Source organism: Paenibacillus sp. GCM10027626 (genome assembly GCF_042676285.1).
GTDB lineage: Bacteria > Bacillota > Bacilli > Paenibacillales > Paenibacillaceae > Paenibacillus_Z.
Map to the genome: position 1 here is coordinate 187,497 of NZ_JBHTHC010000003.1, position 23,231 is coordinate 210,727.

Consider the following 23,231-nt stretch of genomic DNA (forward strand, 5'->3'; position numbering starts at 1 on the left):
TAGGGAAAAGAATGTGCAACATCCGAATTATATAGAAGTGAGTTGAAATACCGTGAGTGAAAATGCCTATAAGCAGCTGATTGCGATTCTGAAGCCTGATGGACGATTCGAATTGGATTGGCAATCCGTTTGGGACACCCTTGACCCCCGAGTTCAGACTGTACAGGATGATATTTATACCCGATTTACCAGAGGCGACCGGGATCTTTTCTTCTCATTCGCCTTCATTGATCAACCGGATGAGTTGACGGTATCACTGCGCTATCTGATTGAGATTGCCACCGTTTTCCTTCACAGGCTTGCGCTCAATCCCGATCTGGACCGGCTTCGGGAACGGGCGACGGCAGAACTTGACGAAGATGTAACGGACAAGTTGCTGGATCGCGCACCCTATATGTATGGTCAGACATTCCTGAACCGAGAATGGATCGCGCAGGCATGGGACAACCTTCATGAAGCCTATGTCTGCCGGCTGCAAACCTGGGAAGGCAGCATTAAGCAATTGCTGTTGGCCAGCAACGCGCATGTGCAGTTCGTCGGCCGAGTATATTTCCACCTCGTTGAGAACAAGGAGACAGAAGAATATCCCTTCTCGTTTATGGCGACCTATGCCGCTGAGGGGGAAGCATCGGGCAAATCACGGCATCTGCCATTGAAGAACGCACTGATGGAGTATGGAGACAACAACGACAAGTTGTTGCAGTTATTGTCCACTGTACACAAGGCCGCATCAAGCAGCAGCCTGATTGCTGAACTGCTCGATTCGGGCGACATTTTCCATCCGATTGGCCTATTGTCCGACGAAGCTTACACGTTCCTCATGGAAGTGTCATTATATGAGGAAGCCGGCATCCTCTGCCGCATACCGAAATGGTGGACGAGCAAATCCAGAGGCGTAAAAGTCAGCGTCAGCATCGGCGGCAAGGAGCCTGCCCAGCTGGGAGCGGATACATTGCTGAACTTCGACGCCCGTATATGGCTCGGCGACGACGCGATCGCGGAAGAGGAATTACGACAACTCCTTTCGGAAGCCGAAGGGCTCGCGTTCCTGAAGGGCAAGTGGGTGGAAGTGAACCACAAGCGCCTGCAGGAAGCGCTGGCCGCTTACGAGAATGCGCGACAGACGCTCGGAAATGAACAATTGACGATTGCCGACGCGATGCGGCTGCAGTTAAACGCCTCACAAGTCCTCGATATTGCCTCGGATTCATCTGTGGAGCTTGAAGTCACCCACGGCGAATGGTTCCATGCGGTGCAGAGCAAGCTTCTCAATCCGGACAAGCTGGAGCGGATCGCGTCACCCGGCAGCGACTTTCATGCCAGTCTGCGCTCCTATCAGGAACGAGGCCTCAGCTGGCTTCTCTATATGAAGACGTTGGGCATCGGCGCTTGCCTTGCCGACGATATGGGTTTGGGCAAGACGATCCAGATCATTGCCATGCTGAATGCGATCAGGTCCCAGCGGCGCGAACACGCTCTCCTCATTGTTCCGGCTTCGCTGATCGGCAACTGGATGAGCGAGATCGGGCGATTCGCGCCTTCCTTGAACTATTGCGTATGGCACCCGTCGGCGAACAGAGACCTTAGCGAAGCCGAGGACGGCGCAATGCTGGATGCAGAAGGTTACGATCTGGTGGTCACCACCTATGGCATGCTGCTGAAATACAATTGGCTAAGTCAAGTGCAGTGGGATACGCTTATTCTGGATGAAGCACAAGCGATCAAGAACCCCGGCACCAAGCAGACCCAGGCTGTGAAGAGAGTCAAGGCGGCCGCCAGAATCGCCATGACTGGCACCCCCGTCGAGAACCGTTTATCCGATCTATGGTCGCTGTTTGATTTTCTGAACAAGGGCATGCTCGGCACAGCGAAGGAATTCACCGAATTATCGAAACGTATGCGGGAACAACCGAAGGGCTACCAGCGGTTGAAACAAGCTGTCAGCCCATTCATCCTCAGAAGACTGAAGACGGACAAGTCGATTATCTCGGATTTGCCGGACAAGATCGAGATGAAGACCTACTCCACCTTAACCAAGAAGCAAGCCATCTTGTACAGCAAGCTTGTGCAAGACCTTGAGCAGAAGCTGGAATTCGCCGAAGAAGGCATTCAGCGGCGCGGGCTTATTCTGTCTTCGCTTATGAAATTCAAGCAAATTTGCAATCACCCCGATCAATACCTGGGGCAGGAAGTATTCAATGCCGAGGACAGCGGGAAATTCGCACGATTGAAGGAAATATGCGAGACCATTCTGGAGAAGCGCGAGCGCGTGCTGGTCTTCACCCAATTCAAGGAAATGACGGAACCGCTGCGGACATTCCTCGAGCAAATCTTCCAGCACAAGGGCATGGTGCTTCATGGCGGGACGCCTGTTGCCCGGCGGCAGGAAATGGTTGCAGAATTCCAGGGGGAGCAGTATGTGCCGTTCTTAGTCCTGTCGATCAAGGCAGGAGGCGTCGGCCTGAATCTGACGAAGGCAAGCCACGTTATCCACTTCGACCGCTGGTGGAATCCGGCGGTGGAGAACCAGGCTACAGACAGAGCGTTCCGTATCGGTCAGCAGAACAACGTGCTCGTGCATAAATTCGTCACGCAAGGAACGATCGAGGAGAAGATCGATCAGATTATCGAAGACAAGATCAAGCTGACGAAGGATATCGTGCCGGACATGCAGGAGAGCTGGATTACAGAAATGGATAATGCGCAGTTGATAGAGCTGATGAAGCTATCCTCATGACGGTTGAAGAAGGAGTGGAAGAGTAAAAATGGCATTTTACAGCGACTTCCCGGAATATGTGCCGGTAGCAGAACGGCGGAAGAAAGCTGAGAAGGCAATAGAAAAACTGAAGAAGGGCACTCCCGATATTTCCCCAATCCGTATCCAAGGAAGAACGATCGCCAAGACGTGGTGGGGCAAATCCTGGTGCAGCAATCTGGAACGCTATGCCGACTATGCCAACCGGATTGACCGTGGACGCAGCTATGTCCGCCATGGCGCCGTATTAGACCTGCGCTTAGCCGGAGGTAAGATATCTGCGCTTGTGCAAGGCAGCGCATCCAAGCCTTACAGGGTGGAGGTAACCATCGCCCCGCTATTCGAAGAGATCTGGCAGGAGATGGTGAAGTCTTGCGCTGGGAAGATTGGCTCCTTGCAGGAATTGGCTGCGGGCAAGCTGCCCAAAGCGCTGGCGGAGTTGTTCACGCTGAAGGGCAAGGGATTGTTCCCCTCTCCCAAGGAAATCCGATTCTCCTGCAGCTGCCCGGACGGCGCTTGGATGTGCAAGCATGTAGCTGCCGTTCTATACGGCATCGGGGCGCGCTTGGACGAGGATTCAACCCTGTTTTTCACCATGCGCAACGTCAAGATGAGCGACCTGATTACGAGCTCCATTGCCGAGAAGTCCAGGGACATGATGGAGAAAGCCGGCAGTTCCGTCACCGGTCGCAGGTCCCGCAGAGTCATTGCCGATGCAGACCTATCCGGCAAATTCGGCGTGGACATCGATACAGGCGGGAAGTAATGCGCATGCGCGTTACTTCCCGCCTGTGTCAACACAACGTCTGTTGATAAATTAGGTTTCTCTGGATCACAAGGACATCTGAGGTTCGAATCTGTTGCGCGGGTAGATGTTACCGGTCAAATGGTACATTGGGTTGCTTCAAAAAGGGCACTTAGGTTCCGTTGGCTGCGTTCTGTCGGGATTCCGGAAACCATTCGATGCTCTTTGCTAAGCGGGACGGTTTACCTGAATCCGCTTACAGGCTGGGGAATCGGAGACTATCCCAAGCATCATCTGTTTGGCAGAGGAAGCCGCCCTAGCCTCGCCCGCCGGTCCATACGCAAGAAGGCTGTAGCCCTAATGCGGTCGCCCTGCGTTGACGTTCACTTTCTTTTCAAAACGACCAGGTTGCCCTTCATTCCTTCTTCGCTATAACCTTTGCCGACCGTCATCTGGATCGGCAGCACCGGGCCACGTTCAAAATACCGGCTGAAGTGCTGGTCCACTGATTGTTCGGTCACGGAGACAAAATGTCCTTCTTCTGCCTTGTCGCGACAGCCTCTGAGAAGCATCACCCCGCCCGGTTTGAGCACCCGCGCGACTTCCTCCACAAATCGCCCCCGATTTTCTTCGGTGATACTGTGAAAGCATCCGCGATCATTGACCATATCCACGCACCGGTTTGTAAGTGGCAATTTCAAGGCATCGCCCTGACGCCAATCCACCTGAACCTCCGCCTTGTTTGCCCGTTCCCTTGCGATGTTCAAGGCAGCTGCGCTCATATCGACGCCGATTACGCGATATCCACGCTGGGCAAGAAAAATGGCTTCGCTGCCTGCGCCGCAGCCTACATCCAAAACGGCAACGTTAGGGGGAAGGTCCATGGAAGCCACGAACGCGACCAATTCTTGAGACGGGTACGGGAGATCCCAGTAGTCTCGAAAGTTTCCGCTGGTATACACTTCATCCCAATCTCTCATCCTGTCAACCTCCATTCTTTCTTTTATTATAATTATCGCTTGTCATGGGCGTCAAGGGATAGCGTCCTGCTGAACAGAGCAATCGCATTAGAGACAGGACTTTTTCATGGAGTAATGCTAAAAATAGACATTATTTTATAAAGCCAATTAATATGTACTTTACAATAGTGTGCGCCATACAGTATGATGAAGTCAGGTGATGAATATGGATCAACTAACAAAATCAGATGAATTGATTCAAGGGCTTGTTCAGGAATTACGGCGCGGGACGTTGATCATCAGTGTGCTGAGTCAGCTAGCCAAGCCACAATACGGGTATTCACTCGTTGCTGTGTTGGCAGACCGGGGAGTGGATATCGACGTTGGGACACTGTATCCGCTGCTTCGCAGGTTGGAGAAACAAGGTTTGCTCGCCAGCCAGTGGGATACGGAAGAAGCGCGCCCGCGCAAATACTATCTGCTTAGCGAGTTAGGCAAAAATGTATATGACCGGTTATGTTCCGAGTGGAAGAGTATGACGAGTATAATGGAGGGATTAATCGATGGCAGCGACGAAGAGTAAGGAAGAACTGATCGACCGATATGTATATGCGGTTACCAGTATATTGCCCGCAGGGCAGCGTGCGGATATTGAGCAGGACGTTCGCGGATTGATCCAGGATATGTTGGATGAGCGAGCGCAAGGCCGAGAAGCAAACGCGGCAATTGTAGAAGAGGTGCTGAAGGAGCTTGGTAATCCCAGGAAGCTTGCAGCACAATATCGAGAGAAGAAACGGTACTTGATCGGCCCAGAGTTGTTCGATTTGTACTGGGTTGTTATGAAAGTAGTCGGGTTCTGGTCAATGGTCGGCATCACGATCGCTTTTGGGATTAAAATTTTTCTTGATCCATCTAATACGCTTAAACTGTTCATCGAATATATCGGCGTGTCTTTGTTTACAGTTGTCATGCAAGTTTTCGGATGGGTCACGATTATTTTCGCAATTATTGAGTACACCGGCGTGAAAGCAACCGATATCGGACGTAAGAAGAAAGGCGCCTGGCACCCTTCAGAATTGCCCCCTATTCCAGGCACCGGGGCGCGAATCCGATTATCTGGCACGGTTGTGTCGATGATGTTCACTATTTTCTTTTTCGTGCTGTTCGTCTATTCGAACCTGTTTGGTGTCCATCTTCATGTCGGGTCTTCTGCTTACACCTATATCCCATTCTGGGACCAGGATATCATCAAGCAACTGCTGCCTTTCTTCTTCGGCTGGCTCGCTCTATATATTTTGCGGGAAGTTGCCAAACTGATATTCGGACAATGGACGAAAAGACTTGTGCTCTATACGCTTGCGTTGGATATAATCATATTCATTATGTATGTTTTCTTGTTCGCCGACCAGTCCATCTGGAACCCGAGCTTCATGAACGAGTTGCTGGCAGCGGGTGCTGTTACGAAGAACGAAATTGCAAGCACTGACAGCTATACGACCGTTAGTCGGATTTGGGAGATCGTTCAGGATAGAGCGTTGCTCGTTATCGCTATCGTGATGATCGTCGAGAATGTGGCCAATTTCTACCGGGCGACCAGGAGGCGCACATCGACGAAGGAACATATGGCTAGCTGATTCCTTACTTGCATACCCCAACAGCAAAGGCTGATGCCGAACCCACCCAGTGGATTGTCATCAGCCCCTTGGGTTATAACAACTGGTTCAAGCATCCGTTATATATCAAATTTGATGTGCTAACTTTTCCCATGTATACGAGTATAGTAGGACACTTTCCCCTTTGGTGTATACCTTTGCATTTTGGATTTCCGCCGTTTTATATATATTATGTGTGTTGCCGCGTCTGCTCCGCTCTCATTCAAACAATCGCTTATGCTTATGAAAAAATTGAGAATAAAATTGTACGTTGTCCAGTTCAAACCATTCTGCTGTTTTTAAAGGTTTTGCATCAAGATTATAGATTCTCGCATTTAGCGTACCTAAAACAAAGGGAGAATGAGTCGCAATAATAAATTGACTGTCAAAAAATCGTGCGAGCTCATTAATTTGCTCTGCAAGCCGGATTTGATTGGCAGGAGAAAGCGACGTTTCTGGTTCATCCAATAAATACAATTGGCCGGGAAGCAAATATTCTTCAAAAAACTGCATGGAGGTTTCCCCGTTCGAATATTTTTCCTGAGAGAATTGAATGTTTTCCAGCTTCTTTTTAAAGGCATACGAATTTCCATATTCCGCCGCTTGATCCTTGCTCATCCCTTTGCTGATCTGCTCGTACAGGATCCCCTCACGCAACACGGCGGTTTGCTGTATCTTCTTAATTTCATACAAGATATCCTCTGACTTCATGTATTTGCTCCCCTCAGGAAGCTGTCTGATTTCACGTTCCCGCTCATCATGTCCAAGCTGAAAGCTGGAGCCCGCCAGGTGGCAGGCTTAACATTACGAATCACTAAAAATGTCGAATAATGTTGAATAATATTTCGGATTGTGATAATTTTTTATAGTTATAATGAAAAACGATTTCTTATTTAGAAGGAAAAGAAAGGGGTCATAATGGAAGTACTTCAAGACATTCTCGCTGCTCTCAGTGTGGTTCTCAACGGATTGCCGCAAGGTCTTTTGGCGCTCGCGTTCGGCTTTGCTTCGGTCCCGACCGCACTGGCCTTCATTGTCGGTGCAGTCGGAAATGTCGCTACGAACAACGTTGCGGTCGTTTCCTATCAAGCAGAAACAATTACACTTGCCGGCACGATGGGCAAATCGATGCGGGAACGCCTGTCCATGGTTTTCTTCGGCGCTTGCATCCTGCTTATTATCGGCCTGTTCGGCTTGCTGGAGCGCATTATCGACTGGATCGGTCCGGTTATTACGAGCGGAATGATGGCCGGAGTGGGCATCATGCTGTCCAAGGTAGCTTGGGATATGGTCAAGAACAATCGTATTATTGGTGCAACCTCGATTTTTAGCGCATTATTGACGTATATGCTGACGAAGGATCTCGTTTATACGATTACCGTATCTGTTATCCTCTCTAGCATTGTGTATAATATTATGCAAAAAAAGTCCGATTCCGATAAGCAAGAGAACAAATCAGCGCCCGAAGAAAAGCTGAAGTTTCAAAAACTGATATTCAACTCTTCAGTTTTACGCGGCGCCCTTGCGCTAGCGTGCCTGAACATCGGTGCCAATATTGCGTTTGGCAGAATCAATGAGGATATTGCCGGCCAATCCGTCAACGTGGATATCTTATCGATCATTAGCAGCTTGGCGGACATGGTTTCTGCCTTGTTCGGCGGCGCGCCTGTGGAAGTTGTAATTTCCGCAACAGCCAGCGCTCCGCATGCCGTATGGTCCGGAGTGATTATGATGGTGCTGATGGCGATCATCCTCTTCACCAAAACATTGCCGAAGATCGGTAAATACGTTCCTAGTTCATCTATCGCTGGATTTCTTATGGTTTTGGGCGTAATGGTCACATTGCCCGGCAATGCAGCAGCAGCTCTGACAGGAGAAGGCGCAGGCTCAGGAATCGTTGGCGGCGTGACGATGGTTATGACGGCAATCACCGACCCGTTCATCGGTATGCTGTCAGGTATTGTTGTGGAAACTTTAATGAATTGGACAGGCATGTAGAGGAGGAGAACGAATATGAAGACGTATACTTTGCAAATCGGTGAGCTGACCAGAGAGCTTCCTATCATACCTATATCAGATTCTCTTAGTATTGCAAGTTTCGTCATTCTTGGCGATACAGAACTCGTCATGCAAGCAGCAAAAGATGTAGCAGATAAGCTGCCTGATGTAGACATTCTCGTAACGGCAGAGGCGAAAGGCATTCCATTCGTATACGAATTGTCCAAGCAGTTAGGCATGAAACGCTATGTCGTTGCAAGAAAAAGTGTCAAGGCTTATATGGGGGAGACGATCTCCCATAAAGTCAACTCCATTACAACTCAGAAGCAGCAGGAGCTTATATTGGAAAAATCCGATGCAGAGCTGCTTCGCGGCAAGCGTGTTGCCGTTGTCGATGATGTCATCAGCACAGGCCAATCTCTGCTCGCTTTGGAACAGCTTGTGGCGAAAGCCGGCGGAGAAGTCGTTGCAAGAGCAGCAATCCTCGCAGAAGGCAATGCTGCGGAGCGGGACGATATTATCTTCCTTGAGGCTCTGCCTTTATTTCATCACCCGGCAAGCACCTGAACGGAATCCGACTCTGACGCCGCCCGGGAAAATTATTTTTCTCCCTAATCCGCCCGCCGCGCGAAACAGAGTGCTATGTCAAAAATAGAATTGTATGCTTTTTGGACTGGACATCCTTAAAGCGGAAACATATCATCGGCCTTCATCGAATAGAAATGCAAAAAATGGGGACTGCGAATCGCTCGCGTCTCCATTTTCGTCTCCATCTCCCCAGTATATCTACTCGAACCCCTTTTGACATCCTCCCCCGCCTACGCTTTGCTTAAATGCCCTAAGCTGTGGAACATATTGCTTCAGCCTGAATACGGAGATGCGCAGCATTCCGCCCGCGCCTGCGCTTGCAATCAGCCGAACGAGTTCCATCACAATCAAAGCTGCTGTCTTGTTGCGAGCGGCGATCAGTTGGGCATGAGCTGGAAATATCAGTTCATAGACTCTGTCGAAATCGTCTCGCATCCGTTGAATAATGCAAGATTTTGAAAACAATTGTTCAAAGCTATTCGCAATTGCTTTGTTGGCTTTATGTCATTCTCGTACCAGATGTTTTTAACAACGAGTGTCCCGGCTTTTCGTTCCGCGATTATCTCGGCGCGCCCGATGAAGCTCTCTCCATACAATAGAGGCAGCACATAATAGCCGAATTTCCGTTTGATTGCAGGCGTGTAAATCTCCCAAGTATAATCGAAGCCAAACAATTCGTTGATCAGCTTTCTGTCCCATATCAAATTGTCCAGCGGAGCAATCAGCTCGCAGCGCAATTTCGGCGCCGGATTTTGCAGGACGGCTTCAATAAGCGGCAAATCCTCCGTGCGGCAGTATAGCATATTCTTCATTTGTTCTACGGTAACAGCAACAATGCGAGCTTCGTGCAACAGTTGGCGGAAAACCTCGTTGCGCTGCTCCGCTTTCAATCCCCATATATTCAGCCAGGCATCGGATGCACGATTCCATAAAAGGCCAACAGCGCCGATTCGACGCAGTACCCGCCACTTGTGATGCTCAAGCTCGTCCTCCAGTGGCTCCGGCGCATTCAACAGGTTTGGCTGTATGTACTTCCCCGCAATATCGTAATATTTACGCGTTCCTTTTTTGTGATGGATAATCAACTCGCCTGTCGAGTACATCTGCTCCAGCACCGACCGCGATGCATTGTTTCCGCTGCTCCAGTGGATGGCAGATTGCCAAGTGAAATCTCCATCCAATTTCAGTTCATCCGAACTTAGCGCACCGTGATTTTGGATATGAGTCCGTACTTGCGCTGTCAAAGCCTCCATTTCGGGATAGCGCTTGGCATGTTGTCGGGCGGCTTGCCTGTATCGCTCAAAATACGGCCAGTCCTCGACAGGGATAATAGCCAGATTCTTATCGGGATAATCGATCAGGAATCTATCTTGATACAGCAACTCGTCGAGCATATTCTTGGTAAATCCTTTGATTCGCGACTGCAGCACCAGTTCGGCGTTTTTTCCGCAAACATCGATGGGATCATATTGAATACAGCCAACCTGCCGCACAAAATCCATTACTCCCTGCTTTCCGGTAAATTGATATTCGCCTAACAGCCCGTGCTTCAATAACAGAAATTGCCGTGCCTGGCGGTTCGTCAATTGGATCATGTATGCGTCAGCTCCTTAACGAAACAAACGGGAGCCGCTTGCACATGATGATGGATGCCCCGCTCGCACGCGCAAATTGCACGATATTCTTCGCCATGACATGATTCCAATATTGCATCATGCGCCGCTCTTTATGTGCGAGTCGTTTGAGCGCTTTCATGTTTTTCGCTTGCTGGATTTCCCTTCGCAAACGGGCATACCGCCTCCGGATATGGCCAATACGTTTCCCGTTAAAGGTCAGGTAGTTCCCCGTATCGGCATCGGCGGCAACCGCAATGAGGCGTAATCCACGATCAACGCCAATCGCTTTGTTCGTTTTCCGCGTTTCCCGAAGTTTGAAGGAAAAGGTGAAAGCAAAATACCACTTTCCCTTACGCTCAAAAAGCTGCGCATTCCCTTTTTTCGGTTTCGAGATTCCTTCGTACGAAGGTTTATAGTGTTTGCTGTTTGGATCCATTTCCCCGGTCAGAAGATAGTTCACCCAAAACAAAGCATAATCGTTGACGCTCACAGGCACATATTTATCGATGGTTAGATGGCCTTCGATGGTGGGGATGCCAATTTTCAGGTGTCCTTGATCGAAACGGAGCCGCCAGTTCTGATTGTCAAACAGGATCGAGATATTCGCTCGAAAGGAAGGAAAACCCTTGGTGTTGGCATGCTTCCGCCAATCCTGATACCGGCTGACAGCCAGTTTTCTTGCTTCTTGAAGAAGCGTTGATGGTAGTGGTATGGAACGAAGTAGGCGATCCAGCTCTGTTGCCTTACGTACTGGGACTTCCTGCAGGTATTGAAGGGCTTGATTGCTAGCTTGTGAAAAGTGGGATCTCATGGTTCTATACATGTCTTGTTTCACCAATGTGGGCCGATACAAAGGAAGTTTGATCGTAATCGTATTCTGACTCATTTCCAATCCCCCCATATCTATCATTATACCAGAACACCAGTTCGGTTTCAAATCGGGAAGTACTGCTTTAAAATCATGTCGGACAATTGAGATGGCAAAGTTGCCACCCTTGTCCGAAGACGATTCATCTCCTACCTAAGCTTCCGCTTTGAGGAAGGAGTCTTCTCGTCTGTATTGAATAAAAAAGCGGCTGTCCCTCAGGTCAATTTAAGATAAGACCTTGGGGACAGCCCCATGCATTATGGAACCTTACGGAGTTGCATAAATGGCCGCCTCTTTGAAAAAATGCTGCTCAGCCTCTTTCACTTATCAAACGAATCAAATGACTGCGGATTTTTGCAGCAGCCTCTGCACGATGACCGCAACTTCCGCTCTGGAAATAAAGGCTTTCGGCGCGAGCACGCTGCCGCTTCTTCCGGACACGACTCCGGCCAGCAAACAATCGGCAATGCCTTTTACGGCCCATGTCGAGGAGGTGTCGCCGTCGGCGAACGGGTGCAGCAACTCGTTCGCTTCCCGGTTTGGAAGCTTCGATTTCAGACCCGTTAGCGTCATCGCTTTGGCGATCATCGTCATCGCTTGCTCCCGGGTGATTCTGTCTTGCGGGCGGAACGTTCCGTCTTCAAAACCGTTCACCAAGTTATAGGCATACGCGGTTCGAATTACTCCGCCGTACCAATCCGATGCGTTCACGTCCGTGAACGGATGAGAACCGGTCTCCACCTTCAATCCTAATCCGCGAAGAAGGATCGCCGCAAACTCTGCGCGCGTTATCGATCGATTTGGTTGGAATAGGTCATTGCCGACTCCGTCCACGACCAATCGCGAGCCGAGGTCGTTAATGGAGCTGCCGGCCCAATGATTAGCCGTATCCGCGAATGCGTAAGGGTGCCAGATAACCGAATACGTACCGTTCGTCAGGCTGTTGATCTTCGCATAGTATCGACCGTCGACCACAATGACCTTGGTCGGAATATGACGCACCGTTCCGTCAGGATCAATGGCAACGCCCGTTGTGATCTTGGTCAGATCGACACCGTCCGGAATGGCAATCGTTCTTTCCACATAGCTATTGAACTTGGACACTTCAATCGAGTTGCCCTCATAGACAGCTTTTACCGTAAAATCGACGGGCGGCGCCACGACAACATAATGATTTTGAGCCGCGGCGTTCTCGACAAGCTTAACCGTGCCGGCCGAAGACTTTGAGACCTCGATCGTTACCTTAACCTCTTGAAGGTCAACACCTTTTCCTAATTGCTCGGATAACGCTTGAATATTGATTTGCTGCACCGGCAAGGTGTAACCGGCGTACAGGGTTACGACATCTATGACCGTCTGCTTGAGTTCCATGCTTCTGACCGTTTGGCCGTCCAACTCTACGATGACGACATCGGAATTAACCTTTGCCGGAATCGTCAAGACGGTCTGTGGGCCTTCCGTTGCGACCATGTCTTGGATTCTCTCGCGATCGATGACGAGAGTCGTCACGGTCCGGTTGTCGACCTTCGTCGTAGTCACTTTGCCGATCTTAGCCGTCTTGCCATTCACAAGCCCTTCCATATCAGCCGATTTTTCCGGCTGAACGGGCGTCCAGATGGAACCTATCGGTGAATCCGCTCTTGGCGTCACCGCATTGGTGACTGCGGAATCCGCGCTTGGCCCCGTGCTGTTGATCGCTCTAACCGTAAAGGTATAAGCCTGCCCATTCGTCAGTCCGCTGACCGTAATGGGGCTTGTCGTACTGGTTACTACAAAGCTGCCCGGCGACGAGATCACCTCGTATCCCGTAATCGGATTGCCGCCATCGTACGCGGGCGCTTTGAAAGATATCGTTGCCTGACCATCGCCGGCGACCGCGGACACATCGGTCGGCACGCCTGGAAAATCCGCCAAGCGATGAATCTTAATGCGATAAGTGAGCTCGTCGCCGTTTTGCGCAATTACATGTACCGTAATCTCGTTGTCGCCCAAGTCAAGCGCGTACTCCAAAGATGGATCACCCGATTGGGCGCGATCGCCATTGATATCGAACGATGCGTAGGCGCTCTGCGTCACGGCCGTCAAACGAACGCCCGTTACGCCATAAGGCACTTGGACTTCATAATCGGTCAGACCGGGATCGAAGGCCGGCGTCAACGCAATCGCCGCGCCATCGCCGTCCTCGAGAGACAGGCTGCCGAGCTTCGAGCCGGACTCATCGTCCAGCACATACAATTTGCCTTCTCCCGGAGCAAAGCTGCCCGATAGGGTTCCAGCCATACTATTGTAATTTGTGCTGGTTTCTGCTCCCGTGATTTTCGAAACTTCTTTCACTGAGCCAGGCTTGGTCGGAATCGAGAATGAAATCATTCGAGAATTTACAATATCCCGATTCACAACCATGATATATTTACGGCCGCTTTCATTAGTAAACGAGCTGATTATCATGGGCTGGCTGGAATCAGCCGGCTGCCAGAAGAAATTTGCAGGAACCGCCTGGGTTCCCTGCGGTCGATTCCCCGTATGATATACGGCCTCCGACTTCAATCCTTGCAGGGTCGGTCCAAGTTTTAGTACGCCTGCATTAAGATTTTTGGCATAATCGTATAATGGGCTTTTTGTGCCGTCAGGAAGCAGGATTGCATCCGCAAGTCCGGCCTCCGCTAAAGTTCTATAAGTAAAATAATTAATACCTTTAGCGCCGTAGGCAAGATTGGTATAAACCTGGTACCTTAATTCCGCTTCATTAGGCTTTCTAAGGCTTCCCGGCTCAGCGACCGATTGTATAAACGACCAGAAATCTATCTTGGCTGCAAGCGCTTGCCTACGGATGATCTCCAGATTATTATAGTAACCATTCTCATTTATTCCGCTGCCCAGCCTGAAAGGATAATAATCGAACATCAGAACGTCGGGACGTTTATTGGCCCAACGGTAAACATAATCCTCATAGCTTCTGTACGCAATGTCTTGATTAATCGTAAACCAGAAGTCACTGTTCATTGATGTGCCGTTTTTATATCCAGTCCCATCCTTCTCCCAGTCTGATCCATTTTCACCGTGAACAACCCAACCAACTGCGTTCCCCCCTCCTCCATTATGGGTAAGCTCCCAATAGTAGGTTGTATTAGGGCTGACAGCCGCATTAATTGAAAATTTCGGGTAGCTGAAGCCGCCTACGTTTGGATTGTCCTTGGTATCCTCGCCTAAAAGGGTTGTTTTAGCCGGAGAATCCCATAATTTTAGCGTTATCGTTTCACCAGCATCCCATTGATCGCCTATAAATAATTGTATAGTTGAAATAGATGTCGTTACCGCATTTGTCTTAAATGTTTGACCCAAGGATTGGCTTGGTGTTACATAATCCCCTGAGTGCGATTCGCGAAAGAGATCTTCTTCAGAAGCGTAGTTGGGAAGCAGATTAACTAATGTCATATGATCCGGATCGGCCTGTCTGAAACGTTCAATCGTAGCCTGAATCCCTGTCATTCCTTTTGCCGAAGGTTCATCTACAATGAAGTACCCCAAAAGCGCAGGGTTTGTCTTATATCGATCCGCAATTTCATCAATAAGTACTGTTGTGGGACGAGGGGCACCTTCATAAATTTTATGATTGTAATTTACCTTGAACCACATATCATGGTTACTTTGGGCAATGCCTCCCTCATAAGCCGTTCCTCCCTCGTATACATCCGATGCACTCCGTTTCACTCCAAAAGGTGTTAGGGTATTGCTAGTTAGCTCCATATAATAGGTTGTATTTGGAGAAAACCATTTGTAAATATTAAAAACGGAATAATCCTCACCATACGGTCCTGAAACGGTTGAGCTCCCCATTAAAGTTTTCTTAGCCGGAGAGTCGTATATGCTCAATGTAGCTGTGCTTCCTTCAGTCCAATCCGATCTATCGATAAATAATTCGATTGTATTGATTGCTGTGAAAGGATCCGACGTAGTGGTAAACGTTTGTCCCAATGAACTGCTATTGCTTAGAAGCCACTCTTCGTCCGCAATGGTTTGCTCGACAGTGAATGGATACATGATGAGTCTTGTATCGAGTACCATACATTCCAGCCCAACCGCTTCGCATTGTTCTAATGAGGCATCATTCAATTCCACGCTACTTTCATTATTAAGCACCCAAGTTGCATTCATATCTTTTATCTCTTGATAATTAGCGGTTGTGGGCTTATCTGGAGGAAGATATATTCCTATCGGGAACGGGTTAGCACCCGAGGCAGTCGCCTGAGGTGAGGGCAGCCCCATCCCTATAAAGCAAGCTAAAGTAACCAACAACACAAACTTTAAAATAGTTTTTGGCATTCAAATACCTCCCAATTAATTTGTAAACGCATTTGTAAACGCTTTCATTATTGATCTCAACAATAATTTACATTGGACTCACCTCTTTTCGTAGTTTAATACTGATAAATGAACAGATGGTTACCTGCATTTCACTTGCCGCCATGCTGTCTCCTATTTTAACTTCACAAGAATGTTCATTAGAAACTGGGCTGCTTCAGCCCGGGTCGAATGTTTGCCAGGGAATAATTGACCGGCACCCCAAAGGCTACAATTCATGTATCCTTTGGGGCCAGCCCTTTAAACTTGATGTTTGACAATGGTCCGCTAATATTATTTTATACAATCATTCCTTACCAAGTTCCGTCATTATCCCTTCACGCTGCCCAGCACAATGCCTTTTACAAAGTAACGCTGAAGGAAGGGATAGACTACAACAATAGGCAACGCTCCCAAAAAAATTTGTGCCGCTTTAGCGGTACGGTCGGACACATCCCTTAACATTTCAAAATCTTTGCCCGACATCGAGGTTAAGTCGATATGAACAAGTATGGTTTGGAGGTATGTCGATAACGGAAAATGTTCGGGTACTTTCATCAAAATCAGACCGTCAAACCATGAATTCCAGTGACCGACAATGGTAAATAAGGTAACGGTGGCAATTGCGGGAGTCGATAACGGCACATAAATACGCCATAAGGTCGTCCAATGTCCGGCTCCATCCAAGGCGGCCGACTCTTCAAGCTCTTTGGGCACCCCCCGGAAGAAGTTGAGCAGCAGAATGACATTAAACACCGGCACAGCGCCAGGCAGTACAAGCGCCCACAAGGTATCCATGATGCCGGTCCACTTGATGGTCATATACCATGGGATTAAACCGCCGTTGAACAGTATCGTAAAAACAAATATCCAGGCATACTGCGTTCTGAACTTGAGCACCGACGATTCTTTGGATAAAGGATAAGCAACCAATAAAGTAAGCAGCAGGTTGATCACTGTTCCCAAGCCTACGCGTTGCAAGGTTACTACGATAGAATTTAGAAATTCCGGTTTTCGAAGAATGAATTCATAGGCACTCGTCGTAAAACCCACAGGCCACAGTTTCACCAGTCCAGCGGCGGCTGAGCTGTTGTTGCTGAATGACAAAGCCAATACGTGCACAAGCGGCAATATACAGACCAGTGCAAGAATGGACAGAAACACGATATTGATTTGACTAAACACACGGTAACTGATGCTTGATTTCAAACCGAGCCGCCTCCTTGCTAGAAAATTCGATAATTTGCAAAACGATACGCCAACAAATAGGATAACGATATCATGACAAGCGAAACGACGGACTTGAACAGGCCGATAGCTGTCGCAAGACTGTATTGCGCTTGCTCGAGTCCTGTCCGATACACAAGGGTATCGATGATATCGCCCGTTTCATAAACAGATGGACTGTACAAATTATAGATTTGATCAAAGCCGGCATTGAGAATATTGCCCAAACTTAACGTAGCCAAAAGCACAATAATAGGTAGCATGCCCGGTAATGTGACATATATGGTTTGCTTCCAACGATTGGCGCCGTCAATTAACGCCGCCTCATACAGTGCCGGATTAATCGAGGTTAAAGCAGCTAAATACACGATTGTGCTGAATCCAAATTCTTTCCAGACATCGCTTATGACAATCGTGAAGGGAAACCATCGGTTATCCCCGAGAAAATAAATCGGGTTGATGCCGAGCCACCCCAGAACCTGATTGACAATGCCATGTGACGGGGACAATATGTCAATCAGAATTCCGCTTAAGATGATCCATGATAGAAAGTGAGGCAAATAGATCAGCGTTTGAACGCCGCGTTTCAGCCAGTTTTTGCGCAATTCATTAAGCAGCAACGCAACTACGATCGGGACAATTTGACCAATCACGATTTTGGCAAATGCTATGTAAAAGGTATTGCCCAGCGCACGTATAAAGTTCGGCATCTTCCACACGTTCTCGAAATGCGCTAATCCGACCCACGGGTTATCCCAGAAAGGCCGACCTGGCAAAAATTTCACAAAAGCAAGCGATAATCCAAAAAAGGGCACATAACTGTAAATCAATATCAATACTAGACCGGGAAGAAGCATGAAATGCAACGGCAGTTGTTGATATTTTCTTTTGGCTTGCATGGGTTCTCTCCCCTTAGAACAGAAGAGGGGAAAGAGACCATTGATTTCTTTCCCTCTTCTATCATCCTGTTTTTGATTATCTCGATGCGGCCCATTCGTTTACTTCCTTCGTAATTTCATCGCCGCCGAGTTTCTTCCAGTCGGAAACAAATTTATCAAATTCATCAATGCTTGCCGCACCCATAATGATCTTCGTAAACGTTTCTTTTACAAGCGTATCAAGCGTGCTATTCTTTTCGCCCATTGTTGGAGTAGGCGGCCCGTAGTACTCACTGCGCAGGAACAGATTTTTTTCCATCATCTCTTCGATAACCTTGTAGCTGCCATCTGGACCAAATACTTTATAATAGCCCCAGCTCTGTTCATCGCCCTCAAGATATTTGGCTATAACCGTCAATTGTCCTTCTTTTGCGTTTTTCAGGCCTTCGATGTCCTTCGCCTCAATCATACCCTTGCCTTTTCGATATACATCCAGGTTCTCTGTAATCGGAGCGCCTGCAAGAATAACATATTTGAAGGTTTCAATGCCTTCATATTTAGGGTCTTTTTCCTGCGGCGGCTTCACATGGTTAATGTCATAGAAGAAATTCATCATTTTCAGCGCTGCCTCAGGATGCTTGGCATTTTTTCTTACGACATAGTATTGGCCGCTAGGCACATCAAACGGAATTTGGCCAAGCGCCGGTTGATCGTCTACAGATGGAAGTATGTAGGGCTCCCATTGCATAGTCGGATCAAGATTTCTGCCGTCTTGCACCGGCCAGATCGGCGTCCACATAGCGCCGTAGTACATACCAAGCTTACCGTTGGTAACGGCCTCGGCAACTTTGTCGCCATCTCTCGTTCCGAATTCTTTGTCAATGGCTTTGAGCGAATACAGCTTTTGAAGCGCGGCAAGCGCCGTTTTCATTTCCGGTTGAATATTGCTGTTTACGATCTGACCGGAGTCGTCTTTTAACCAGGTATTGTAATAAGCATGATATCCGTTGAGAAAGCCTTCAAAACCGGGAAATCCGCCATTCAGATCTTTGGACAAAGCCAATCCGTACGTATCTGGCTTGCCGTTTTCGTCAGGGTCCTGAGAAGCAAACGCTTCAGCGATCATCTCAACATCCGCCATGGTTTTGGGCTCCGGAAGGTTTAACTTCGTTAGCCAATCTTTACGAACCCACAGCAGCGGAACTTCATCAATATCCGCTCCAAGACGGGGAAGACCCAAAAGCTTGCCGTCGAACGTTGCTGAATTTAGCGCCAGACCGCCGTCGTCAGCAAACATTTTTTTGGTGAAGTCGGACCCATAGCTCTCGAAAATATCTGTCAGATCCGCCAGTTGCCCCGCTTCAGCCAATTGTTTCATTTGACCGCTGTTCACCACCATAATATCGGCCAAGTCGTTGCTCGCTATCGCCACGTTCAATTTCTGATAATATTGATCAATCGGACCTTGCAAGGTCCATGAGTAATTGACTTTAACGCCAAGTTCTTCTTCGTATTTCCGCGTCCACAGATTGTCTGTGGCAGACTCACCTTCAACGAATTTAATGTTTTCGTCATAAGGCCGAATTACGGATACTTCAATCGGCGGATCGTATTTGCCGAGCGGATCGGCAGGCTGTGCCGATTGGCTTGGCGTCGAACTTTCAGATGGCTGCTGTGAAGCGCCGTTACCGGATGGAGCATTGTTCGTTGCGTTGTTGGAACTACAGCCGGCCAACATGGACACAACCAAAAGTGCAGCCGCAAGCCCCATAGAAAGCGATTTCGTTTTTTTCATGTTCTTTCCCCCGTGAATGATTTAGAAGAGAGCTCTTCTTGATATTTAGTATAGAAGCGAACGTTAAAAAGCGAAATTGGAGGATTTCGACTATTCTTGCTCTTCCGTTACCTTTTTCGTGAAATTGATCATATCGATGAGCAATCCCGCATTTACATGCGGGATTGCTCGCGATACTCCTGAGGGCTTAAGCCAACTGTCTTTTTGAAAAAACGCGAGAAATAGGCAGCCGACTCGAAGCCGACCTTGGATGCGATATCCTGCACCTTGTCATCCGAATTTTTAAGCCTTTCGGTAGCGGCTGACAGTCGTGCTGCCATGATGGTATCCGTCAAGCTTTCGCCGGCTGTCTGCTTATACAAACGCGACAAATATGAAGGGTTCAATGCCACCACTTCACCAAGCCGCACCTGAGACAAATCCCCCGACAAGTTCGCTTCAATATATTGTTTAATGCGATGGACCATGCTTTTGCCATATTGCTTATTATTAGACTCTTTTCTCGAAAAAACTTCATCTCCAAGCTCTAGAGTCAAATTAATGGTCTGCTCCCAATTCATGTATACATCAGCCTTCAGCAGCGGTTCCATCACCGGCAATGCCATCATCGTTTTGAGCAGCCCTTCATCCGCCAAAACCGTCATCATCATCGAAATCAGCCGGTAAGCCGCCATCAGCTTCAATTCCTCATTCCCACTGGGCAGACTGGCTCTAGAAAGCTCAATAAGCTTTTTTCGAAATTCCTCCTTTTGTCCGCTCTCTATAAGTACACCTAATTCATCGATCATATTTCTTACTTTTTTATCATTGGTGTCATCGATCGCGTTGTCGGTAAAACCGTGCACGCCGTCGGCCTCTGTCAGTAGCAACTCATAGCCTAGACTAAACCCTTTGCGCAACAATCCTCTTAACGTATCGTGCCGAGCAGCAAGCTGCGGCCATTCAAAGCATGAACTCGTCATGGCAAAAGAAATGGTCAGGCGAAGCAATTTCTTGCAGGACTGCTGAATTCGCTCGAAGGTGCCCTGAATAAATTGCGATACATTTATTCGTTCCAGTTCCTCTTCCCTTTCATCAAATTGAATCACCCAGGCCATATAATTTTTTTCGTAAACAAACGACTTTTCAATTGATGAACCGCGCAAGTATTCTTGCGCGATGTTCTGTACCGCAAACATCAGCAATCGCTTGTCCGTCTCCATGTAATCTGACCACTCGTCTACGCGAGCGATTGCAAGCCAGATAGAGCGATTATGGGCAAACGATAAATTTAATTCCTCGAATTGCTCCTTTAATCGTCTCCCCGTCTTCTCACCTTGCAGCAATTCCATCAAAAACTCATTTTGCAAGCTCGGCAATGCTGCCAAAAAACGGGACTGTGCCTGATCGAATTGCTCTGTTCTGACGAACTCGTCATTAATTTCATTCAACGCACGGTTAATCGCTTTCAGAACAGACTCGTCTCCATCCGTCTTAAGAATGTAATCCAGAGCCTGTTGCTGAATCGCTTCTCTTGCATATTCAAAATCGCTGTGTCCAGTTAGAAAAATGACCTTGCATCTGGGCCAGTGCCGCTTGATATAACGCTGCAGTTCCAAACCGTCCATGGCCGGCATGCAAATATCTGTCAGCACGATGTCTATTGTTGTGCGATGCAGCCATTCCAGAGCCTCGCGTGCGGAAGCAGCCTTGAACACTTCCAAATTGTCAAAATTGGCCTCTTTCACCATCGCAATCAATCCATTTAAAATAAAGAATTCATCATCGACAATTAGTATACGCCGCATCGTTATTTCCCTCCATTCAAATTCCAGTCAGCCGGCAAATGCAAAGATACCTTTAGTCCTCCCATTGCTCCAGCAGTTACATTGACCCCCCAGGGCTCTCCAAACTTAAGCCTGATTCGCTTGTGTACATTGATCAGTCCCGTATGATCGGAAGATCCTAATGAAGTCTGATCAAGCTGGCGAAGAATAATGTTGATGGTTTCAGCACTTAATACTTCTCCGTTGTTTTCCACTGAAAAGATAATAGACTGGTTATCTTTGTCATCAACAAGCGACAAGATGATTTTTCCGTTTTCAATCACGTTATTTAAACCATGTTGATAGGCATTTTCGACAAGAGGCTGGAAGATAAGCTTCGGTATGCGTATGTCTTCCAAATAAGCGGTCTGGCAAACGAGCGTGGCCGCAATTCGATTCTGGAATCTCATTTGTTGAATTTCCAGATAGGAAAGAGTGTGCTTCCACTCCTGACCTATTGTCGCTTCATTTGATGCATTTCTGGTTATATAAATGAAATAATCCCCCAAATGTTGCGTGGCTCGTTCCAAATTATCCAAATCATGCATACGCGCCATGCGATGCACCATATAATACGTGTTGTACAAGAAGTGCGGATTGATTTGCGACTGCAATTGCTTCAGCTCCGATTGTTGCGCCATAATTTGTGATTGATAGATATCCTGCACCGACTGCCTGAGCCTGCTGACCATCAGATTAAACTGCCCATACAAATACTGAAATTCATCCTGATTTCGATGCGATATACTTACATTCAATTCCCCCTTTTCTACCGTGCGAAACGCTTGAACCATCCGGCGAATAGGAGAATGGATCGATCGAAAGATCCAATACGAAAATCCGACAACGGCAATAAGCGCTATGGCAAACAGACTGCTAAACAAGCTGCGGTAACTATGCATAGGTCCCATTACGTTTTCTTCTGGTATAAATAAAGTAAGCGTCATGTTTAATAATTCAGAACGTTCATAGACAATATAATAATTATGGCCGTCCAATGTCATGTCGCCTCTGCCCGATAGACGGCCTCCCGGCTGCTCCATCACATAGCTAATAATCATTTCATTTAATCCATTGGACATGTTCCCCGCCCCCAGCCTCCAATCTTCATTGTCACTGAATAACATAGAGCCGCCTCCGGAATCTCCAAGAGTTCGGTGCAAATATTTTTTCAGGCTGAATTGATCAATTTCCGATTGAAGTATATATAATGGAGGAGAAACCATATAATAGTTGGGATCTGGGTAGATCGTGCTCAATATGACCTTGTCATGCCAATATACAAGAGGTGATTGTTGTCCAATTTTCAGTCTCTGAAGTTCTTTAACTTCCGAATCCGTCATAGGCGCGATATCCGTTCCCGCAAGGAGGGTTTTACTTATCTGGGGAATGTACAACTCTGCTTGCCTGACATACAAACTTGAAGTTTCCAAAATCCAAAGCTTATTCTGCACCCTTTTTTGCATTTGCATGACTTCGTAATAGGGCAGTATCGTCGACATACTGCTTAATTTCGCAATATCAATATCTAACGCATATTGCGTGTGTAACCGGATTAATCGATCCATCTCCGCTTCCAGGGAACCAATATTAAACTGAACCCGATTCTCCATCGAACTCCAAATTTCCTTACGCACACTTTCCGCTCCAAATCGAAATAATTGAAGGGTAACAATCAATGAAGGAATAATCGTAATCAAGAACAAAACAATTAGCTTGGGAAATATTTTCAGGTTTTTTAGCGCAGAAAATACTTTCACAAGGGAACCCTCCTTTTGTGTCTGTTTGTATTTAGGCATCATTATTAATTCGTCCGATGTTCTCCTAACCCTGCGGAGACGTGCATATGAATTCTTGTATTCTCGCGACTATTATTGACTTCTGGTTACCAAATGTTAATAAACGATCTTCTATCAACGGTACTTCCCAGACTAATTTTTGGGAAGAGCCCGCAAAGTTTGGTTTAGACCGTAAATGACCCACTGCCCGCATTTGAGCGTACAC

The 23,231-nt window shown here is 47.8% G+C and carries 17 protein-coding genes; 6 read left to right on the forward strand and 11 right to left on the reverse strand.

What is annotated here, in order from left to right:
- The first annotated feature begins 52 nt into the window (after positions 1–52).
- Together ACFQ0N_RS07955 and ACFQ0N_RS07960 are read left to right on the forward strand one after the other, a co-directional pair.
- Positions 53–2,737 carry a DEAD/DEAH box helicase gene (locus tag ACFQ0N_RS07955; protein ID WP_379324631.1) on the forward strand — a complete coding sequence of 895 codons (2,685 nt, stop codon included), beginning with the start codon at positions 53–55 and terminating at the stop codon, positions 2,735–2,737.
- A 28-nt stretch (positions 2,738–2,765) separates the two neighbouring features.
- Positions 2,766–3,521: an SWIM zinc finger family protein gene (locus tag ACFQ0N_RS07960; protein ID WP_379324633.1), complete on the forward strand. Its 756-nt coding sequence runs from the start codon at positions 2,766–2,768 to the stop codon at positions 3,519–3,521.
- A gap of 362 nt (positions 3,522–3,883) precedes the next feature.
- Here the strand turns inward: ACFQ0N_RS07960 and ACFQ0N_RS07965 are convergent, their stop codons facing one another.
- The gene (locus ACFQ0N_RS07965; RefSeq protein WP_379324635.1) at positions 3,884–4,480 is read right to left on the reverse strand and encodes a class I SAM-dependent methyltransferase; all 597 of its coding nucleotides are present in this window, start codon (positions 4,478–4,480) and stop codon (positions 3,884–3,886) included.
- A gap of 205 nt (positions 4,481–4,685) precedes the next feature.
- On the opposite strand from ACFQ0N_RS07965, the gene ACFQ0N_RS07970 reads away from it, so the two are divergent.
- Both ACFQ0N_RS07970 and ACFQ0N_RS07975 read left to right on the forward strand, forming a co-directional pair.
- Positions 4,686–5,042: a PadR family transcriptional regulator gene (locus ACFQ0N_RS07970; RefSeq protein ID WP_379324637.1), complete on the forward strand. Its 357-nt coding sequence runs from the start codon at positions 4,686–4,688 to the stop codon at positions 5,040–5,042.
- Entirely contained in the window at positions 5,023–6,093 is a 1,071-nt protein-coding gene (locus ACFQ0N_RS07975) for an HAAS signaling domain-containing protein (protein WP_379324639.1), read from the forward strand. The genes ACFQ0N_RS07970 and ACFQ0N_RS07975 overlap by 20 nt, the downstream gene beginning before the upstream one ends.
- A gap of 237 nt (positions 6,094–6,330) precedes the next feature.
- Here ACFQ0N_RS07975 and ACFQ0N_RS07980 read toward each other — a convergent pair whose 3' ends face one another.
- Entirely contained in the window at positions 6,331–6,822 is a 492-nt protein-coding gene (locus ACFQ0N_RS07980) for an AAA family ATPase (protein ID WP_379324641.1), read from the reverse strand.
- Between the two features lie 207 nt (positions 6,823–7,029).
- Between ACFQ0N_RS07980 and ACFQ0N_RS07985 the strand changes: the two genes are divergently transcribed.
- Positions 7,030–8,109: an NCS2 family permease gene (locus ACFQ0N_RS07985; protein WP_379324643.1), complete on the forward strand. Its 1,080-nt coding sequence runs from the start codon at positions 7,030–7,032 to the stop codon at positions 8,107–8,109.
- Between the two features lie 15 nt (positions 8,110–8,124).
- Complete coding sequence (locus ACFQ0N_RS07990; RefSeq protein ID WP_379324646.1) at positions 8,125–8,676, forward strand: phosphoribosyltransferase family protein; 552 nt, start codon at positions 8,125–8,127, stop codon at positions 8,674–8,676.
- A gap of 219 nt (positions 8,677–8,895) precedes the next feature.
- Here the strand turns inward: ACFQ0N_RS07990 and ACFQ0N_RS07995 are convergent, their stop codons facing one another.
- From ACFQ0N_RS07995 to ACFQ0N_RS08035, 9 genes are all read right to left on the reverse strand, one after another.
- Complete coding sequence (locus tag ACFQ0N_RS07995) at positions 8,896–9,042, reverse strand: hypothetical protein (RefSeq protein ID WP_379324648.1); 147 nt, start codon at positions 9,040–9,042, stop codon at positions 8,896–8,898.
- Between the two features lie 56 nt (positions 9,043–9,098).
- Complete coding sequence (locus ACFQ0N_RS08000; RefSeq protein ID WP_379324650.1) at positions 9,099–10,292, reverse strand: winged helix-turn-helix domain-containing protein; 1,194 nt, start codon at positions 10,290–10,292, stop codon at positions 9,099–9,101.
- Positions 10,293–10,299: 7 nt separating this feature from the next.
- A complete protein-coding gene (locus ACFQ0N_RS08005) occupies positions 10,300–11,199 on the reverse strand; it encodes a hypothetical protein (protein WP_379324652.1) in 900 nt (299 codons plus the stop codon).
- A 318-nt stretch (positions 11,200–11,517) separates the two neighbouring features.
- Complete coding sequence (locus ACFQ0N_RS08010) at positions 11,518–15,336, reverse strand: S-layer homology domain-containing protein (RefSeq protein WP_379324654.1); 3,819 nt, start codon at positions 15,334–15,336, stop codon at positions 11,518–11,520.
- A gap of 516 nt (positions 15,337–15,852) precedes the next feature.
- Positions 15,853–16,731 carry a carbohydrate ABC transporter permease gene (locus ACFQ0N_RS08015; protein WP_379324656.1) on the reverse strand — a complete coding sequence of 293 codons (879 nt, stop codon included), beginning with the start codon at positions 16,729–16,731 and terminating at the stop codon, positions 15,853–15,855.
- 17 nt (positions 16,732–16,748) lie between these two features.
- Complete coding sequence (locus ACFQ0N_RS08020) at positions 16,749–17,648, reverse strand: ABC transporter permease (RefSeq protein WP_379324658.1); 900 nt, start codon at positions 17,646–17,648, stop codon at positions 16,749–16,751.
- 76 nt (positions 17,649–17,724) lie between these two features.
- The gene (locus ACFQ0N_RS08025; protein ID WP_379324660.1) at positions 17,725–19,422 is read right to left on the reverse strand and encodes an extracellular solute-binding protein; all 1,698 of its coding nucleotides are present in this window, start codon (positions 19,420–19,422) and stop codon (positions 17,725–17,727) included.
- Positions 19,423–19,574: 152 nt separating this feature from the next.
- Positions 19,575–21,209 carry a response regulator transcription factor gene (locus ACFQ0N_RS08030; RefSeq protein ID WP_379324662.1) on the reverse strand — a complete coding sequence of 545 codons (1,635 nt, stop codon included), beginning with the start codon at positions 21,207–21,209 and terminating at the stop codon, positions 19,575–19,577.
- Between the two features lie 2 nt (positions 21,210–21,211).
- Positions 21,212–22,987, reverse strand: a complete 1,776-nt coding sequence (locus ACFQ0N_RS08035; protein ID WP_379324664.1) for a sensor histidine kinase — start codon at positions 22,985–22,987, stop codon at positions 21,212–21,214.
- Positions 22,988–23,231: the final 244 nt, after the last annotated feature.

What these genes read in the sequence shown, in the direction of transcription:
- ACFQ0N_RS07990 (WP_379324646.1), top strand. Translation starts at nt 8,125, where the DNA reads ATGAAGACGTATACTTTGCAAATCGGTGAGCTGACCAGAGAGCTTCCT.
- ACFQ0N_RS07970 (WP_379324637.1), top strand. Translation starts at nt 4,686, where the DNA reads ATGGATCAACTAACAAAATCAGATGAATTGATTCAAGGGCTTGTTCAG.
- ACFQ0N_RS08005 (WP_379324652.1), bottom strand. Translation starts at nt 11,199, where the DNA reads ATGAGTCAGAATACGATTACGATCAAACTTCCTTTGTATCGGCCCACA.
- ACFQ0N_RS08020 (WP_379324658.1), bottom strand. Translation starts at nt 17,648, where the DNA reads ATGCAAGCCAAAAGAAAATATCAACAACTGCCGTTGCATTTCATGCTT.
- ACFQ0N_RS07975 (WP_379324639.1), top strand. Translation starts at nt 5,023, where the DNA reads ATGGCAGCGACGAAGAGTAAGGAAGAACTGATCGACCGATATGTATAT.
- ACFQ0N_RS08025 (WP_379324660.1), bottom strand. Translation starts at nt 19,422, where the DNA reads ATGAAAAAAACGAAATCGCTTTCTATGGGGCTTGCGGCTGCACTTTTG.
- ACFQ0N_RS07965 (WP_379324635.1), bottom strand. Translation starts at nt 4,480, where the DNA reads ATGAGAGATTGGGATGAAGTGTATACCAGCGGAAACTTTCGAGACTAC.
- ACFQ0N_RS07960 (WP_379324633.1), top strand. Translation starts at nt 2,766, where the DNA reads ATGGCATTTTACAGCGACTTCCCGGAATATGTGCCGGTAGCAGAACGG.
- ACFQ0N_RS08030 (WP_379324662.1), bottom strand. Translation starts at nt 21,209, where the DNA reads ATGCGGCGTATACTAATTGTCGATGATGAATTCTTTATTTTAAATGGA.
- ACFQ0N_RS07985 (WP_379324643.1), top strand. Translation starts at nt 7,030, where the DNA reads ATGGAAGTACTTCAAGACATTCTCGCTGCTCTCAGTGTGGTTCTCAAC.
- ACFQ0N_RS08000 (WP_379324650.1), bottom strand. Translation starts at nt 10,292, where the DNA reads ATGATCCAATTGACGAACCGCCAGGCACGGCAATTTCTGTTATTGAAG.
- ACFQ0N_RS08010 (WP_379324654.1), bottom strand. Translation starts at nt 15,336, where the DNA reads ATGAATGCAACTTGGGTGCTTAATAATGAAAGTAGCGTGGAATTGAAT.
- ACFQ0N_RS07980 (WP_379324641.1), bottom strand. Translation starts at nt 6,822, where the DNA reads ATGAAGTCAGAGGATATCTTGTATGAAATTAAGAAGATACAGCAAACC.